Genomic DNA, 14783 nt, shown 5'->3' with positions numbered 1-14783 from the left:
CTCACGCCTCCATCAGGGTCTGGTAGTGCTTCCAGAAACCGCGCATGCCGGTCTCGTCGGTGGCCGCACCGATCGTGAAACCGTTGTCGTCGGTGCGTTCACGGGTCAGGCCGCGCCGCACGTCGAGCCATTCGGGATCGAGCATCGACACCCCGCGCTGATTGCGCTCGTACATCTCGGTGTCATCGGCCAGCAGCATCCCGGCCGGACCCACCGAACCGATGGACTGCGAGATCATCCGGCGGTTGAGTTCCTCCCCACCCCGCAGCTGCACGGCGGTGGCGTACTGGATGCACTCGCCGACCGCGACCGGCTGGATGTTGAACACCTGGATCTCGGCGATGAACAGGTTGGGGAAGATCATCACATGCGGTGCGCCCTCGATCATCCGACGTTGCGCGTCGTCGCCGTAGGCCTGCTGCATCGCCGCGACGTAGCGCGGCACGCGGTCGGGCGTGGTGCCGAACCAGCGCATCGGTTCGGCGAACCCGCGGAACTCCGGACGCAGGTCGTTCTCGCTGTGCCCGTTACCCAGTTCCCGGGTGACCGCCGTCGAGGCGTCGCTGTAGAGGGCGCCGATCGGCGATCCGGTGACCCCGAAGATCGACCCGTGCACGAACTGGGGATGGTAACCATCGGTCTCGTTCTCCGCCAGGAACTTCCAGTTGGATCTTGTCTTGTGGGCGAGCCAGCCGGCGTCGAGGGCCACCTCACCCCTGGGCGAGAGTCCGACCAGCCGGTCGATCTCGCCGGCGGCGGCCCCGAGATGCTCGATCAGCGAGGGGCCGTCCTCGGCCATCGATCCGAACACGAACCCGTGATAGCTCGCGACCCGGGGCACCCGGCCCATGCCGAGTTCGAGTTTGCCCTTGCCGCCATAGCCCTTGTTGTACGGGTAGCCGAGCAGTTCACCGGTGTTGCGGTAGGTCCACCCGTGGTACGGGCACCGGAACGAACTCGAATTGCCCTGGGCGTCATCGCAGACCTGCAGTCCGCGGTGCGCGCACCGGTTGATCAGCAGGTGGATCTCGCCGTCCCGGTCACGGGTCATCACGATGTCCTGGGTGGCCAGTCGTTTGCGGACGTAGTCGTTGGGTTCGGGCACCTCGCTCTCGTGACCGATGAACACCCAGGTGGTGAACCAGACCTTCTTCAGCTCCTCGCTGAAGATCTGTGGGTCGGTGTAGAGCGAGCCGTGCACCTGATCACGTCGGATCAGATGGGCGACGCGACTTTCCGGCGTCGTGTCGGGGCCGACGAGTGCGGTCATGACGCGTCCTTTCGGGTTGTCGACTGGTCACCGGCGGTCGTGGACTTGGCCACGAGGTCGGTCAGTCGGAATTTCTGGATCTTGCCCGTCGGAGTGGTCGGCAGGTGGTCGGCGTCGCAGAACACCACCTTCTTGGGCACCTTGAACCGGGCGAGATGGCCTTTGCAGTGCGCGATGACCTCGTCACCGGTGATGGTGGCGCCGGGTGCCCGGACCACCACCAGACAACCGATCTCGCCCCACCGGTCGTCGAGAAGGCCGATGGCGAACACCTGGCTCACCGCATCGAGGGCGGCGACGACGTCCTCCACCTCCTTCGGCATCACGAGCTCTCCACCGCTCTTGTAGAGCTCTTTGCTGCGGCCGGTGACCTCGAGATAGCCGTCGGGCCGGACCCGGCCCAGATCGCCGGAGCGCAGCACCCGATCGGTGCCGAGCGCGGCCGCGGTCTCCTCCGGTTTGCCCCAGTAGCCGACCATGGTGGTGGGTCCGTGGGAGACGAGCTCCCCGGTGTCACCTGCGGGCAGGGCCTCACCGGTGAGGGGGTCGGCGGTGGAATAGACGCACAGTTCGTCGGTCCCCGGAACACCGGCGGCACCTGCGAGTTTCGGTCGGCCCACCGTGGTCGAGGTCAGCACGAGCGGGTCCTCCGGACGGGTCAGGGTCATCGCACCACCACATTCGGTCATGCCGTACCCGGTGACGATCTCGCTGACACCGAAGAGTTCTTCGACCTTCTCCCACAACCAGATCGGCGCAGGCGCCGAGCCGCAGAGGATGGCCGACAGCGAACCGAGGTCGTAGCGGTCGCGTGCCGGGCTCTCGACCATGGCCACCGCCATGGTGGGCACGCACAGGATGTCGTCGGCGCGATGCCGGGCGATCCCGGCGAGGTAGCCCTCCGCCGAGAAGGAGGTCTGCGGGATCACCGCTCCGCCCACCATCATCGCCGACAGGATTCCCTCGACGTAGCCGAACATGTGGTAGCAGGGCAGGGAGAACAGGATTCGTCGTCCATCCCCATAGGCGCGGGTCAATGCCGACGCGTAGGCGGTGCGCAGGACGGCATCGTGGGTGACGATCACGCCCTTGGGCGATCCGGTGCTGCCCGAGGTGTAGAGCATGTCGCCGACGTCGGTGGGTCGGTGATCGGCCCCCGACGCCGCCCCCGGGTGGGCACGACCGTGGGCGAACAGGTCGGTGAGGGTGAGCGCGCCGTCCCGGTGGCGTCCGTCGGTGGACAGCGTGATGACCTGCCGCAGTTCACCGATCGCCGGTGCTCCCTCCCACCCCGGGCTCAGGGTGTCGAGCATCGTGAGCTGATCGAGTCCGGCGAAACCGGTCATCGTGAACAGCACCGAACAGCCGGACTGCTCGAGCACGTAGCCGAGTTCCTCGGTGCGGTAGAGGAAGTTGAACGGGATCGCGATGGCGCCGGTACGGGCGATGGCGAACTTGACCGGGACGAACTCGGGATGGTTGGCCATCAGCATGCCGACCCGGTCGCCCGGGCGGACACCGAGAGCGGCGAGACCGTCGGCGAGCACCCGGGACTGCTCGGCCACCTCCCGGTAGTTCAGGGTGAGATCGTCGGTGATGACGAACGGCCGGTCGCCGTACTCGGCGGCGCAGTCGTCGAGCAGGCCGTCGAGGGTTCGGGGCGTCCACTCACCGAACCGTTCGCGCAGCGCCTCACGTCGCTGGTCGATGGTGCTCATCTCGCCTCCGGGGTGATCTCACGAAGCTGGGCCGACCCGATCTGGTCACGGACCGCGAACTTCCGGATCTTTCCGGTCGGGGTGGTCGGGAAGACATCGGCGACAAACCACCTGGAGGGCACCATGTGCGGTGAGATCCTCTCCCGTGCAAACACTCTCAGTGTGTCTGCGAGGTCGTCGGGAGCATCGTCGCCGACCAGGAGCACCGCTGCGACGATCTCGCCGAGCCGATCGTCGGGCAGGCCGATCACGGTCACCCCGGCCACCGTGGGGTGCTCGGCGAGTGCGGTCTCCACCGCGACCGGCGAGATGTTCTCGCCGCCACGGATGATCATCTCCTTGAGCCGGCCGGTGACGGTGAGGTGGCCACGGGCATCCATGCTGCCCAGATCACCGGTGTGCACGAACCCGTCACCGTCGACGGCCGCCGCGGTGGCCTCGGGATTGTGGAGGTACTCCACGAACTGCTGGTACCCGCGCGCGCAGATCTCGCCGATCTCGCCGACGGGCACCACCTGACCGGTCAGCGGGTCGGTGACCTTGCAGTCGACCTGCGGCAGTGGCCGCCCCACGGTGTGCAACTGGTCGGCCCGGGAGTCGTCGGGTCGGGTGGCGCTGAGTACCGGCGCCAGCTCGGTCTGACCGAACAGATTGATGACGGTGGCACCGAAGGTCTGCTCGGCACTCTCGATCATGCTCGCGGGCACGTTGGACGCACCGCCCATCACGATGTCCAGGTTGGGCGCGAGGGCGTCGGAGCCCTCCTGCACCGACAAGAGGGCCCCGAGGATCGCGGGGACGTAGAACAGGATCGTCGCATGTTCGGCCCGCAGGATGTCGAGCACGGGTGCGGGGCTGAACCGTTCGATCAGGATCTCGGTGCCGCCCAACCAGAGTGGGCCGAGGGTGCCGATCACGCACGCCGCGGTGTGGAACATCGGCAGCGGGTTGACCGCGACGGCGCCGGACTCGGCATCGACGGCCTCCATCGTGAGCTTGGCGACATTGACCAGCGACCGGTGGCGCAGCAGAACACCTTTCGGACTCCCGGTGGTGCCGGAGGTGTACTGCAGCATGACCGGCGCATCGGGATCGGTAGGCGCCGCGGCGATCACGTCCGGGTCGGCGACATCGGGGAACCAGCGGTCCCGCTCGGACAGGCTGACCGTGATCAGGCCCGGCCGCGTCTGCGACAACCGGCGCACCACATCGGCGAGGTCGTACTCGCCGCTCCGATCGGCGTGCAACAGCACCGTGCTCCCGGAATGACCGATGGCATAGTCGAGTTCGTCGAGACGGAGCACCGGGTTGAGCGCCACCAGGGTCACCCCGGCCAGCGCCGCACCGTACTCGATGATCGGCCATTCCACGACGTTCGGCGCCCAGAGCGCCACGAAGTCACCGGGCCGTGCCAGGCGGGCGAGGCCGGTGGCCACGCGGGATGCCTCGTCGAGCAGGTCGGTGTAGGTCAGGCGGGCAGGTTCTCCGGTGCCGTGCCGGGTGCCGATGAGGGCCAGACGGTCGCCGAATTCGCCGGCCCGACGGGTCAGCAGCGCCCCGACCGTGGACTCGACGAGCGGAACGGAGGTGTCGGCGGGACGATACGATTCGGTCAGTGATGTTGTTGCGGAGGATGTTTCGGCGAGTGGGGTGGTGGCCATGGCGCGGGTCCTTCGATCGGGGACGGGGACGGAGCTCGGCGGGGCGGGATCGGTGTCCGGGTCGAGGTCACCCGGTGGTCAGGTCAGGGGGTCCGACCGAATCGCGGTCGGCGTCTCTCGGCGAAGGCGGCCACCCCCTCGGCGAAGTCGTCGGTGTCGAACAGCCGCACCTGGTGCTCGATCTCGAGGTCGAGGACGCGTGGGGTGGTCGGCGCGGGGTCGGCGAGCATCGATTTGATGACGCCGTACGCCTGTGCCGGACCGGCGGCCAGGACGGTGGCGTCGGCCAGCGCGGTGTGCAGGGCGTCCCCGGCGGGAACCACCTGGTCGACGAGCCCGAGCTCCAGCGCCTCGTCGGCGTCGAGCACGCGGGGCAGCATCAGCAGCTGGCGGGCACGCGCGGGACCCACCCGGGCCGGGAGACTCGCGAAGATGCCCATGTCGCCGGCCAGACCGACGCCGGTGAAGGCCATCGACATCCTGGTGGTGTCGCCGGCGATCACGCGGTCGCACGCCAGTGCCAGGGAGGCACCGGCCCCGTACGCCGCGCCCTCGACTGCGGCAACCACCGGTTTCGGTGTGTCCCACAGTGCCCGGATGACGCGCTGGGCAGCCTCCGCCCGCGGACGCGACTCAGCGGGTGACATACGGCGCATGGTGGAGACGTCACCGCCGGCACAGAACACACGGCCTGCACCAGACAGGACGATCGACCGGACCACGGGATCGGCGGCCGCCTCCTCGAGGACCTCGGCCAGGGCGATCCGCAACGGGATGTCGATCGCGTTGCGGCGATCGGGGCGGTTGAGGGTGATCACCCGGACCGCCCCGTCGTCGTGGCGGAGCACCGTGTCGGGGGCGGCGACGGCGTCGGGAGAATCGCTGTCGGGGGTGACGCTGTCGGGGGTGACGCTGTCGGGGGTGACGCTGTCGGCAGTGGTCATGATCCGGTGAACCCCGGTATGCGGCGTTCGAGGACTGCGGCGAGTCCTTCGCGGGAGTCGGCGGTCCCCGACAGTGCCGAGACCACCCGGGCCTCCTCCCCCAGCCGCGATTCGATGGACGCGCCGACGCCGTCCCAGACGAGCCGCTTGGTGGCCGAGAGGGCCAGCGGTGCCATCGAGGCGAGCTGTGCGGCCACCTCGTCGACGCGCGCGCCGAGCTTCTCGTCGTCGACCACCTCGCTGATCAGGCCCGCGGTGAGCGCGTCGGCGGCGGTGAGCGTGGGATTGAGCAGCAGGATCTCGAGCGCCTTGCGCAGTCCGACCAGCTGGGTCAGCGTGACGGTCGCACCCCCGTCCGGGGCCATGCCGACGCGAACGGCGCCGGAGAAGATGCGGGTGGATGCCGCCGCGATGACGATGTCGGCGGCGCACACCAGCCCGAGTCCGCCCCCACCTGCGGCGAAGCCGTGGATACCGGCCACCACGGGCACTTTGAGCCGTAGCAGCGACGCGGTCGCGATCTGCAGCCACGCAGTGGCCTCTCGCAGGTAGTCGGGCAGGGCCTCGCCCTTGGCGGCGAAGGTCTTGACGTCGCCGCCGGCACAGAAGTTCTTGCCCTCACCGGTGAGCACCACGACGCGGACCTCGGGTGAGCCGTGGCAGGCGAGGACGGCGTCGTTGAGCGCTCGGAGCAATTCGACGTCCATCCCGTTCGCGGCCTGCGGCCGGTTGAGACGGATGCGGCCGATGCCGTCGGTGATGTCGCAGAGGACCGGCGCCGACGACGCGTCGGGATCGCCTGTCGTCGGTGCTGTCGTCGTCGGTGCTGTCGTCGTCGTCGGGGATGCTGCTGTCGGTGTCATCGTCGTACCTACCTCCGTGCGCTGAATGCGTCGACGCCGTCTGCTCCGGCGACGCCGCCGATGTGGTCGACCACGGCGTCGATCTCGAGGTCGAGACCACGATCGAGGCCGGTGGACAATCCTTGCTGGACAAGTCGTTTGATGCCGACCACCGCGTCGCGGCGGCGGCCCGCCAGGGTGGCCAGAAAGCTGCCCACCTCGGCGTCGAATGTCTCCTCCGGCCAGCTCGCGTAGGCGAGGCCGAGGTCCACCGCGTCGAGTCCGGACAGCCGCCGCCCGCTCAGCAACAGCCCGAGGGCCTGCTGACGTCCGACCAGCCGGGGCAGGCGCTGGCTGCTGCCCCCGCCGGGGATCTGACCGAAGCGGATGTGGTTGTCGGCGATGCGGGCGTCGTCGCGGACCAGGCACAGATCGGCTGCCTGCATCAGTTCGAACCCGCCCGCCATCGCGACCCCCTCGACGACGGCGACCACCGGCACCGGGCATACCGCGATGGCGCGACAGGCCCGCGAGAAGTTCTCGAACAACGCGCGCAATCCCGCCGGACCATCGGCCCGGAGTTGCTCCACCTCACCGAAATCACCTCCGGCGCAGAAGTTCCCGCCGCTCCCCCGGATGGCGATCACGGTGACCGCCGGGTCGGCACCGAGATCGGCGATGGCGCGTTCGAGAGCGGTGCCGAGTTCGACGGTGATGGCGTTCATCTGCTCGGGACGATTGAGCTGTATGGTCCCGACTCCGTCGCGTACCCGCGCTTCGACCTGGTTCATGGGCTGCTCCAGACACTGGACGACTTTCTGAATCGAAGCTAGATTAAAGAAACTGATTGGTCAACGGATGGGGATGAAGATGGACCTCGAACTCGAGAACGCCCGGGTGGTGATCACCGGCGGCGCCTCCAACATCGGCCGCGGGATCGTCCACGCGTTCGCCACCGAGGGAGCCCGGATCGCCCTCTGCGACATCGACGCCGAACAGGCGGAGAAGGTGCGCCTCGAGGCGATCGAACGCGGTGCCGCACAGGTCGAGGTGATCGCGGGCGACCTCGCGACCGAGGGGGCCGGAGAGGCTGCGATCGCCACGGCGGTGGCGGCGTTCGGCGGACTCGACGTGTTGGTGAACAACGCCGGGTGGAGCATCGGCGAGTTCCTCGCCCGCGACGACGACCGCGCACGGTGGCGCAAGCTCGTCGACATCAACCTGTTCGCCACCATCGAGACCACCCGGGCCGCCGTCGAGGCCATGCGCGCCGACGACACCACCGACGGCGGATCGATCGTCTTCATCGCCAGCGAGGCCGCATTCGGCCAGATCAGGCAGGGCGTGTACGGCGCCACGAAGGCCGCCGTGGTCGCGCTGGCCCGGACCACCGCCCGTGAACACGGCCGCCACGGCATCCGCTCCAACGTGGTCTGCCCGGGCCTGGTGATGCCCGCCGGGCCCGAGGCGGTGGGCACCGCCAGTCTGTGGTCGGGCGGCACCGATGCCGTGTTCGACGACAACCAGATCGACTACCTGCTCAAGGACACGCCCCTGAGGCGACTCACCCTGGCCTCCGACGTCGCCGATGCGGTGGTGTGGTTCGCCTCCGCGGCGGCCCGGCAGGTCACCGGGCAGCTGATCTCGGTGAGCGGCGGATACACGATGCCATGATGTCCACCACCGGAACCTCCCCCACCGGTACCTCCCCCGCTCCCACCCGCCGGACCCGCGACACCCGGGAACGTCTACTCCGTAGCGCTGCCGCGGTGCTGGCGACCAACGGTTACGGACAGGCCCGGCTCGACGACATCGCCGAGCTGGCCGGGGTGCGCAGTCCGGCGGTGTACTACCACTTCGCCTCCCGCGACGACCTCGTCGCCGCCACCCTGATGGTGGGCCAGCAACGCGTGCGGGAGCACGTCGGCACCGCGATCGACGATCCGGCGCTCGCCTGGCCGCAGCGACTGACCGCCGCGGTCACCGCACATCTGAGCATCCAGCTGGAGTTGTCGGATTTCGCGAAGGCGGTCAGCCGCAATGCCGGTCACGTCCCGCCGCCGATCCGGGAGCAGATGCACGCCGAGAGCGAGGCCTACCACGATGTGTGGCGCCGGCTGCTGGCCGAGGGCCGCGACGACGGCCACATCAGCGCAGCCCTCGACCTGTCGATCGCCCGCATGCTGGTGATCGGCGCGCTGAACTGGGCCGCGGAGTGGTGGACCCCCGGACAGCCGATCGACGACCTGGTACGGACGGCGTGTTCGATGATCTCGGCCGGGCTCACCGGCCCCGTCACGTAGTCCGGTACCACGATTCCCATACGCCCACAGACCCTGTCCACCTTCTGATTTCCCCTTCGATTCCATCCACCGACCCGAGGAGTAACCCATGCCCGAGGCCTATATCGTCGACGCGGTCCGGACCGCCGTCGGCCGACGCAACGGCGGATTCGCCGACAGCCATCCCGCCGACATGGCGGCCCATGTCATCTCGACCGTCGTCGGCAGGCACGGGTTCGATCCCGCCGAGATCGACGACGTGATCCTCGGCTGCCTCGACAACATCGGCTCGCAGGCCGGCGACATCGCCCGGACCGCCGCCCTGGCAGCCGGTCTCCCCGAGAGCGTGCCGGGGGTGACCATCGACCGTCAGTGCGGGTCCTCGCAGCAGGCCGTGTCCTTCGCCGCACAGGCGGTGATGAGCGGCACGTCGGATCTGATCGTGGCCGGCGGCGTCCAGAAGATGAGCCAGTACCCGATCCTGTCGGCGTTCGGGGCCGGGGCACCGTTCGGTGCCACCGATCCCTGGACCGACTGCCGCGGCTGGGAGGCCCGGTACGGCACCCAGGAGATCTCCCAGTTCCGGGGCGCGGAGATGATCGCCGAGCAGTGGAAGCTCTCCCGCGAGGACAACGAGCGTTTCGCGTACGAGAGCCATCAGCGGGCCCTGCATGCGATCGCCGACGGCCGCTTCGACCGCGAGATCACCGAATTCGCCGGCGTCAGCACCGACGAGGGCCCCCGCGCGGACACCAGTCCGGAGAAGATGGCCGCACTCAAGCCCCTCACTCCCGGCGGCGTCCTGACCGCCGGTGTGGCCAGCCAGATCTCCGATGGCGCCGCGGCCCTGCTGATCGCCTCCGAGGATGCCGTCGCGCGCCACGGCCTCACCCCGCGCGCCCGGGTACACCACATCTCGGTGCGCGGCGCCGACCCGGTGATGATGCTGTCGGCACCCATCCCGGCCACACAGCACGCACTCAAACGAGCCGGGATGTCCATCGACGACATCGACGCGGTGGAGATCAACGAGGCCTTCGCCCCGGTCGTGCTGTCCTGGCTCACCGAGACCGGGGCCGATCCGGCCAAGGTCAACATCAACGGCGGTGCCATCGCACTCGGTCATCCGATCGGGGCCACCGGCGCCCGGCTGATGACCTCGCTGCTGCACGAGCTCGAACGCACCGGCGGGCGCTACGGCCTGCAGACCATGTGCGAGGGCGGCGGACAGGCCAACGTCACCATCATCGAGAGGCTCTGAATCAGCATGGACCGCAACCTGTATGACGCCGACCACGAGATGTACCGCGAGTCGGTCCGGGAGTTCCTGGCCCGCGAGGTGGTGCCGTTCAAGGACCAGTGGGACGACGACAAGTGGATCGACCGGTCGGTGTTCGCCCGGGCCGCCAAGACCGGGCTCTACGGCCTCCAGATCCCGGAGGAGTACGGCGGGTCCGGGGAGACCGACTACCGCTACCGGATGGTGGTGTGCGAGGAGGTCGCCCGGATCAACGCGATCTCGTTCGCCACCACCGTGAGTCTGCAGGACGACCTGGTCCTGCACTATCTCCTGGACCTGACGAACGACGAGCAGCGACGCCGGTGGCTGCCGGGGTTCGCAGCCGGTGAGATCATCGGCGCCCTCGCGATGACCGAACCGGGCGCGGGCAGCGATCTCCGCGGTATCCGGACCACCGCGGTCCTCGAGGGTGATCACTGGATTCTCAACGGCCAGAAGACCTTCATCTCCAGCGGCATCATGGCCGATGTGATCGTGGTGGCGGTGTGCACCGATCCCGACGCCGGGTCACGGGGTTTCAGCCTGATCGTCGTCGAGCGCGACACCCCGGGATTCGAGCGGGGCCGCAAACTCGACAAGATCGGCCTTCCGGCGCAGGACACCGCCGAGCTGTTCTTCGAGGACGCCCGCGTTCCCGCCGCGAACCTGCTCGGTGAGCAGGGGCGTGGTCTGCAGTACCTGATGAGTCATCTCCCCCGAGAGCGCCTCGGGGTGTCGGCCAAGGCGATGGCCACCACACGCGCCATCTTCGATCAGACCGTGGACTACTGCAAGGAGCGGAAGATGTTCGGGCAGGGGCTGATCGATTTCCAGAACACCCGGTTCGAACTCGCCGAACTCGAGACGGAGATCGACATCGCCGAGGCCTACGTGGACCGCAGCGTCCTCGCCTACAACACCGGTCGGCTCTCGCCGGTGGACGCCGCGAAGGGCAAGTGGTACGTCAGCGAACTGCAGAAGCGGGTCATCGACCGATGCCTGCAGTTGCACGGCGGATACGGATTCATGCGGGAGTACGCAGTCGGAAAGGCATACGTGGACACCCGAATCCAGACGATCTACGGCGGCACCACCGAGGTGATGAAGGAGATCATCGGCCGTGACATCGCCAACCGTCGGTAGAGGAGCCGAGGTGACCCACACCATCGCAGACCGGGTGCGCCGCGCCCATGACGCCACCTCCGACGAGGCCCGGCGGGCCGACATCCGCCGACAACACGAGCGCGGCAAGGCCACTGCCCGCGAGCGGATCTCGATGCTCGTCGGCGGCGGACGGTTCGTCGAGTTCGGCGCCCTCGTCACCCCCGATGCGGCGACGACGACACTCGACGGGGACCGCCAACCGACCGGGGACGGTGTGGTCACCGGGGTCGGTCACATCGACGGCCGCCCCGCCGCCATCGCGTCGTTCGACTTCACCGTCCTGGGCGGCAGCAACGGCGCGGTCGGCATGGCCAAGATCGAGCGCTGCACACAGATCGCCCTGCACGACCGGATTCCGTTGATCCTGCTGTGCGACGGCGGCGGACACCGCATCCAGGAGGGACTGGACTCGCGGCTCGCGGCCCAGGGCTCACCGATGCTGGCACGCCTGGTGGATCTGTCCGGTCTGGTCCCCACGGTGGCGGTGATGATGGGCCCGGGATTCGGTCTGGCCACCAATCTCGCCGCGCTGTGCGACTTCGTGGTGATGGTCCGCGGGACCTCGACGCTCGGGATGTCGGCGGCGCCGTTCGTCAAGGCCGGCACCGGCGAGGACCTCACCAACGAGCAGATCGGCGGCGCCGACACCCAGGCCCGCAACGGGATCGCCGACCTCGCCGCCGATGACGAGCAGGAGGCGATCGACGCGGTTCGGCTCTATCTCAGCTACTTCCCGCCGACCGCCGACGGGCCGATCCCGACCGGTAGTGGGCGTGCACCCGAGATCGACGTCGACGGTCTCATGCCGGAGTCGACGCGCACCGCCTACGACGTCGTGGAGGTGATCACCGGGATCGCCGACGACGACTCGGTGTTCGAGCTCCGTGCCGCCGCCGCACCCAATCTGGTGACCTGCCTCGCCCGGGTCGACGGGCGTGCGGTCGGGGTGGTGGCCAATGCACCGCGACATCTCGGCGGTGCACTGGACAGCGGTGCGTGCGAGAAGGCCGCGCACTTCGTCGCGGTGTGTGATGCCTTCGGTCTCCCGCTGGTGATCCTCGTCGACATCCCCGGCTTCCTGATCGGGTCGGCGGCCGAATCGTCACAGCTCGGGCGACGCAGCGGCCGGCTGATGTACGAGCTCGCGCGGGCCACGGTGCCGCGGATGGTGGTGGTGATGCGCAAGGCCTACGGTGCGGCCTATGTCGCGATGGGCGGCGGCCGCAGCATCGACGCCGATCTCGTCGTCGCCTGGCACACCGCCGAGATCTGTGCAATGCCGATCGAGAGCGCCGTCGACATCGCCTATCGCCGCCACATCGAGGCCGCCACCGACCCGCTGTCCCATCGCGATGAGCTGATCACGCGGCTGCGCAGCGAGGTGGACCCGTTGCGGGCGGCGTCGGGCTTCGGCATCGACGATGTCATCCTGCCGTCGCAGACGCGGGAGTTGTTGGGGGTCACCCTCGATCGGTGTCGTCGACGGCGGGGCGAACGGGTGCCGGGCAAGCGCCGCTCGATCTCACCGATCTGAGCGGCGCCCGCACCGGGCCGCGATCGGCGATCAGCCCAGCGGATTGCGGCCCGGTACCGCCGCCGTCATGTCGATGATCTCCGACCACCGCGCCGCGAGTTCGGCGGCATCCGGGGCGCCGTCGAACCGGACCGGGGTGTTGGCGAACTGCTGGACCCGCTGCACGGTGCCACCGCCGACGACGAAGACCGACGCGGTGTCGGTGCACTCGGGCGTCAGCAGGTGTCCGACGACCGGCGCGACGAAGGCGGCCGGCAGGGTGGCCAGGACGTCGGCGGGTGCGATGTCCTCGGTCATCCGGGTGGCGGCCATCGGGGCGACCGCGTTGGCGGTGATGTCGTGCTTGGCACCCTCGATGGCGAGGGTGTTGATCAATCCGACCAGCCCGAGCTTGGCCGCACCGTAGTTGGCCTGCCCGAAGTTCCCGTACAGGCCGCTGGTGGAGGTGGCCACGACGATGCGGCCGAAACCCTGTTCCCGCATGTGCGGCCAGACCGCGCGGGTCATGTGGTACCCACCGTGGAGGTGGACCTGCAGCACGGCATCCCACTGGTCGTCGGCCATCTTCGCAAAGGTGGTGTCGCGCAGGATGCCGGCGTTGCTGACCAGTCCGTGCACGCCGCCGAAGGTCTCGAGCGCCGTCTGCACGATCGACGCGGCACCCTCTGCGGTGGCCACCGAATCGTAGTTGGCGACCGCCCGGCCTCCGGCGTCGACGATCTCGGCGACCACCCCGTCGGCCATCGCCGAGCCCCCACCGGAACCGTCCCGCGTCCCACCGAGATCGTTGACCACCACCTTCGCCCCTTGTGCTGCAAGGAACTTCGCATACTCGCGGCCCAGTCCACCACCCGCGCCGGTGACGATGACCACCCGGTTGTCCACTCCACCCACTGCCATCTCCGCTCTTCTCTACGTACGATTAAAATCAAACTCAGATTAAACACACGACCGCGGTGTCGTCCACACCGCACCTCGACGCCTCGGCCAGGGGGATGCACCATGACACGCACCACGACGGTGACCACCGAACGGATCGGCCATCGGGTCATCCGGATTCCGCTCCCGATTCCCCTGCGCGATCTGCGCGAGGTCAATTGCTATGCGATTGTCGATGATTCGGGTATCACGCTGATCGACCCCGGCTGGCATGATGCTGCGAGCGAGGCCGTCCTCGGCGCCGCGCTCGCCGACCTCGGGGCCGCTCCCACGGACGTGACGGCCCTGTTCGTCACCCACGCGCACTGGGACCACTACACGCGGGCACTGGATTGGCAGCAACGCCATGGCATCCCGGTCCACCTCGGCATCGAGGAGCGGCACACGATCGACGGATTCGACCTCACAGGCGGGCCGTATCCGCAGCAGGCCCGCCTGCTGCGGCGCGCCGGTGCGCCCGACCTCGCCGACGCCGTCGACGCCCTCGACCTCGAGGACTTCGAGCGGGACCAGCCGTTCGGTCCACCGTCGCAGTGGGTCACCGACGGCGAGACCTTCGGGCTCGGCGCGCAGACACTCCACGCCCACTGGACCCCGGGGCACACCCGCGGCCACACCGTCTTCGAACTGCCCGAGGCGGGACTGCTGTTCACCGGCGACCATCTGCTCCCCCGGATCACACCGTCGCTCGGCTTCGAACACACACCCGAGGACTCACCCCTGACGTCCTATCTCGGCTCGCTCACGCGCTTCGCCGACCGCACCGGGATGCGCATGCTGCCCGCACACGGTGAGGCGTCCCATCGAGCCGACGTCCGCGCCCGGGAACTGCTCGACCATCACGAGCGGCGCCTCGGCGAGATTCGGCAGCTGGTCGCCGACGGCCACCACGACGCCGCCACGATCGCCGCGGCGATGACCTGGACGCGCCATGAACGACGCCTTGCAGAGCTCGGGACGGTGCACGCGATGACCGCGATCCTCGAGGTCAGAGCCCATCTGGAACACCTGGTCCGGCTCGGCTTCCTGGTGTGCGACGGCACCGGACCCGAGTCGTATCGGGCAGCGGAATAACCTCCGACGACCCTCGGTTACAGTCCATGTAGCTCAAATTTGAGCTAACTGGCCCGAACGAGACCGTCCGACCGAG

Annotated in this window: 13 protein-coding genes; 6 read left to right on the top strand and 7 right to left on the bottom strand. The window is 68.7% G+C overall.

The window, feature by feature from the left end:
- Window position 1: 1 nt before the first annotated feature.
- The 6 genes from ACWDUA_RS09620 to ACWDUA_RS09595 all read right to left on the bottom strand — a co-directional run bounded on the left by ACWDUA_RS09620 (window position 2) and on the right by ACWDUA_RS09595 (window position 7226).
- Window positions 2–1270 carry an aromatic ring-hydroxylating oxygenase subunit alpha gene (locus tag ACWDUA_RS09620; protein ID WP_449750789.1) on the bottom strand — a complete coding sequence of 423 codons (1269 nt, stop codon included), beginning with the start codon at window positions 1268–1270 and terminating at the stop codon, window positions 2–4.
- Entirely contained in the window at window positions 1267–2988 is a 1722-nt protein-coding gene (locus ACWDUA_RS09615) for a class I adenylate-forming enzyme family protein (RefSeq protein WP_449750788.1), read from the bottom strand. The genes ACWDUA_RS09620 and ACWDUA_RS09615 overlap by 4 nt, the downstream gene beginning before the upstream one ends.
- A complete protein-coding gene (locus ACWDUA_RS09610) occupies window positions 2985–4649 on the bottom strand; it encodes a class I adenylate-forming enzyme family protein (protein WP_449750787.1) in 1665 nt (554 codons plus the stop codon). The genes ACWDUA_RS09615 and ACWDUA_RS09610 overlap by 4 nt, the downstream gene beginning before the upstream one ends.
- 83 nt (window positions 4650–4732) lie before the next feature.
- Window positions 4733–5593: an enoyl-CoA hydratase/isomerase family protein gene (locus ACWDUA_RS09605; RefSeq protein WP_449750786.1), complete on the bottom strand. Its 861-nt coding sequence runs from the start codon at window positions 5591–5593 to the stop codon at window positions 4733–4735.
- Complete coding sequence (locus tag ACWDUA_RS09600) at window positions 5590–6456, bottom strand: enoyl-CoA hydratase/isomerase family protein (RefSeq protein WP_449750785.1); 867 nt, start codon at window positions 6454–6456, stop codon at window positions 5590–5592. Before ACWDUA_RS09600 ends, ACWDUA_RS09605 begins: the two co-directional genes overlap by 4 nt.
- Window positions 6457–6464: 8 nt before the next feature.
- Window positions 6465–7226, bottom strand: coding sequence for an enoyl-CoA hydratase/isomerase family protein (locus ACWDUA_RS09595; RefSeq protein ID WP_449750784.1), 762 nt, complete (start codon window positions 7224–7226; stop codon window positions 6465–6467).
- A 79-nt stretch (window positions 7227–7305) separates the two neighbouring features.
- Between ACWDUA_RS09595 and ACWDUA_RS09590 the strand changes: the two genes are divergently transcribed.
- The 5 genes from ACWDUA_RS09590 to ACWDUA_RS09570 all read left to right on the top strand — a co-directional run bounded on the left by ACWDUA_RS09590 (window position 7306) and on the right by ACWDUA_RS09570 (window position 12694).
- The gene (locus ACWDUA_RS09590) at window positions 7306–8109 is read left to right on the top strand and encodes an SDR family NAD(P)-dependent oxidoreductase (RefSeq protein WP_449750918.1); all 804 of its coding nucleotides are present in this window, start codon (window positions 7306–7308) and stop codon (window positions 8107–8109) included.
- Window positions 8109–8738, top strand: a complete 630-nt coding sequence (locus tag ACWDUA_RS09585; protein ID WP_449750783.1) for a TetR/AcrR family transcriptional regulator — start codon at window positions 8109–8111, stop codon at window positions 8736–8738. Before ACWDUA_RS09590 ends, ACWDUA_RS09585 begins: the two co-directional genes overlap by 1 nt.
- 88 nt (window positions 8739–8826) lie before the next feature.
- Window positions 8827–9978 carry an acetyl-CoA C-acetyltransferase gene (locus ACWDUA_RS09580; RefSeq protein ID WP_449750782.1) on the top strand — a complete coding sequence of 384 codons (1152 nt, stop codon included), beginning with the start codon at window positions 8827–8829 and terminating at the stop codon, window positions 9976–9978.
- A gap of 6 nt (window positions 9979–9984) precedes the next feature.
- Complete coding sequence (locus ACWDUA_RS09575) at window positions 9985–11139, top strand: acyl-CoA dehydrogenase family protein (protein ID WP_449750781.1); 1155 nt, start codon at window positions 9985–9987, stop codon at window positions 11137–11139.
- Window positions 11140–11149: 10 nt separating this feature from the next.
- Window positions 11150–12694, top strand: coding sequence for an acyl-CoA carboxylase subunit beta (locus ACWDUA_RS09570; RefSeq protein WP_449750780.1), 1545 nt, complete (start codon window positions 11150–11152; stop codon window positions 12692–12694).
- A 30-nt stretch (window positions 12695–12724) separates the two neighbouring features.
- Here ACWDUA_RS09570 and ACWDUA_RS09565 read toward each other — a convergent pair whose 3' ends face one another.
- Complete coding sequence (locus ACWDUA_RS09565) at window positions 12725–13588, bottom strand: SDR family NAD(P)-dependent oxidoreductase (protein WP_449750917.1); 864 nt, start codon at window positions 13586–13588, stop codon at window positions 12725–12727.
- A 108-nt stretch (window positions 13589–13696) separates the two neighbouring features.
- Here ACWDUA_RS09565 and ACWDUA_RS09560 point away from each other — a divergent pair, with 108 nt between their 5' ends.
- Window positions 13697–14707, top strand: a complete 1011-nt coding sequence (locus ACWDUA_RS09560) for an MBL fold metallo-hydrolase (RefSeq protein WP_449750779.1) — start codon at window positions 13697–13699, stop codon at window positions 14705–14707.
- The last annotated feature ends 76 nt before the right edge of the window (window positions 14708–14783 follow it).

This window comes from Gordonia sp. NPDC003376 (genome assembly GCF_053589235.1).
This window is presented reverse-complemented; position numbering and strand designations above follow the sequence as displayed.

Bases quoted from the DNA above. Each gene is read 5' to 3' on its own strand.
- ACWDUA_RS09620 (WP_449750789.1), bottom strand. From the start codon at position 1,270: ATGACCGCACTCGTCGGCCCCGACACGACGCCGGAAAGTCGCGTCGCC.
- ACWDUA_RS09615 (WP_449750788.1), bottom strand. From the start codon at position 2,988: ATGAGCACCATCGACCAGCGACGTGAGGCGCTGCGCGAACGGTTCGGT.
- ACWDUA_RS09610 (WP_449750787.1), bottom strand. From the start codon at position 4,649: ATGGCCACCACCCCACTCGCCGAAACATCCTCCGCAACAACATCACTG.
- ACWDUA_RS09605 (WP_449750786.1), bottom strand. From the start codon at position 5,593: ATGACCACTGCCGACAGCGTCACCCCCGACAGCGTCACCCCCGACAGC.
- ACWDUA_RS09600 (WP_449750785.1), bottom strand. From the start codon at position 6,456: ATGACACCGACAGCAGCATCCCCGACGACGACGACAGCACCGACGACG.
- ACWDUA_RS09595 (WP_449750784.1), bottom strand. From the start codon at position 7,226: ATGAACCAGGTCGAAGCGCGGGTACGCGACGGAGTCGGGACCATACAG.
- ACWDUA_RS09590 (WP_449750918.1), top strand. From the start codon at position 7,306: ATGGACCTCGAACTCGAGAACGCCCGGGTGGTGATCACCGGCGGCGCC.
- ACWDUA_RS09585 (WP_449750783.1), top strand. From the start codon at position 8,109: ATGTCCACCACCGGAACCTCCCCCACCGGTACCTCCCCCGCTCCCACC.
- ACWDUA_RS09580 (WP_449750782.1), top strand. From the start codon at position 8,827: ATGCCCGAGGCCTATATCGTCGACGCGGTCCGGACCGCCGTCGGCCGA.
- ACWDUA_RS09575 (WP_449750781.1), top strand. From the start codon at position 9,985: ATGGACCGCAACCTGTATGACGCCGACCACGAGATGTACCGCGAGTCG.
- ACWDUA_RS09560 (WP_449750779.1), top strand. From the start codon at position 13,697: ATGACACGCACCACGACGGTGACCACCGAACGGATCGGCCATCGGGTC.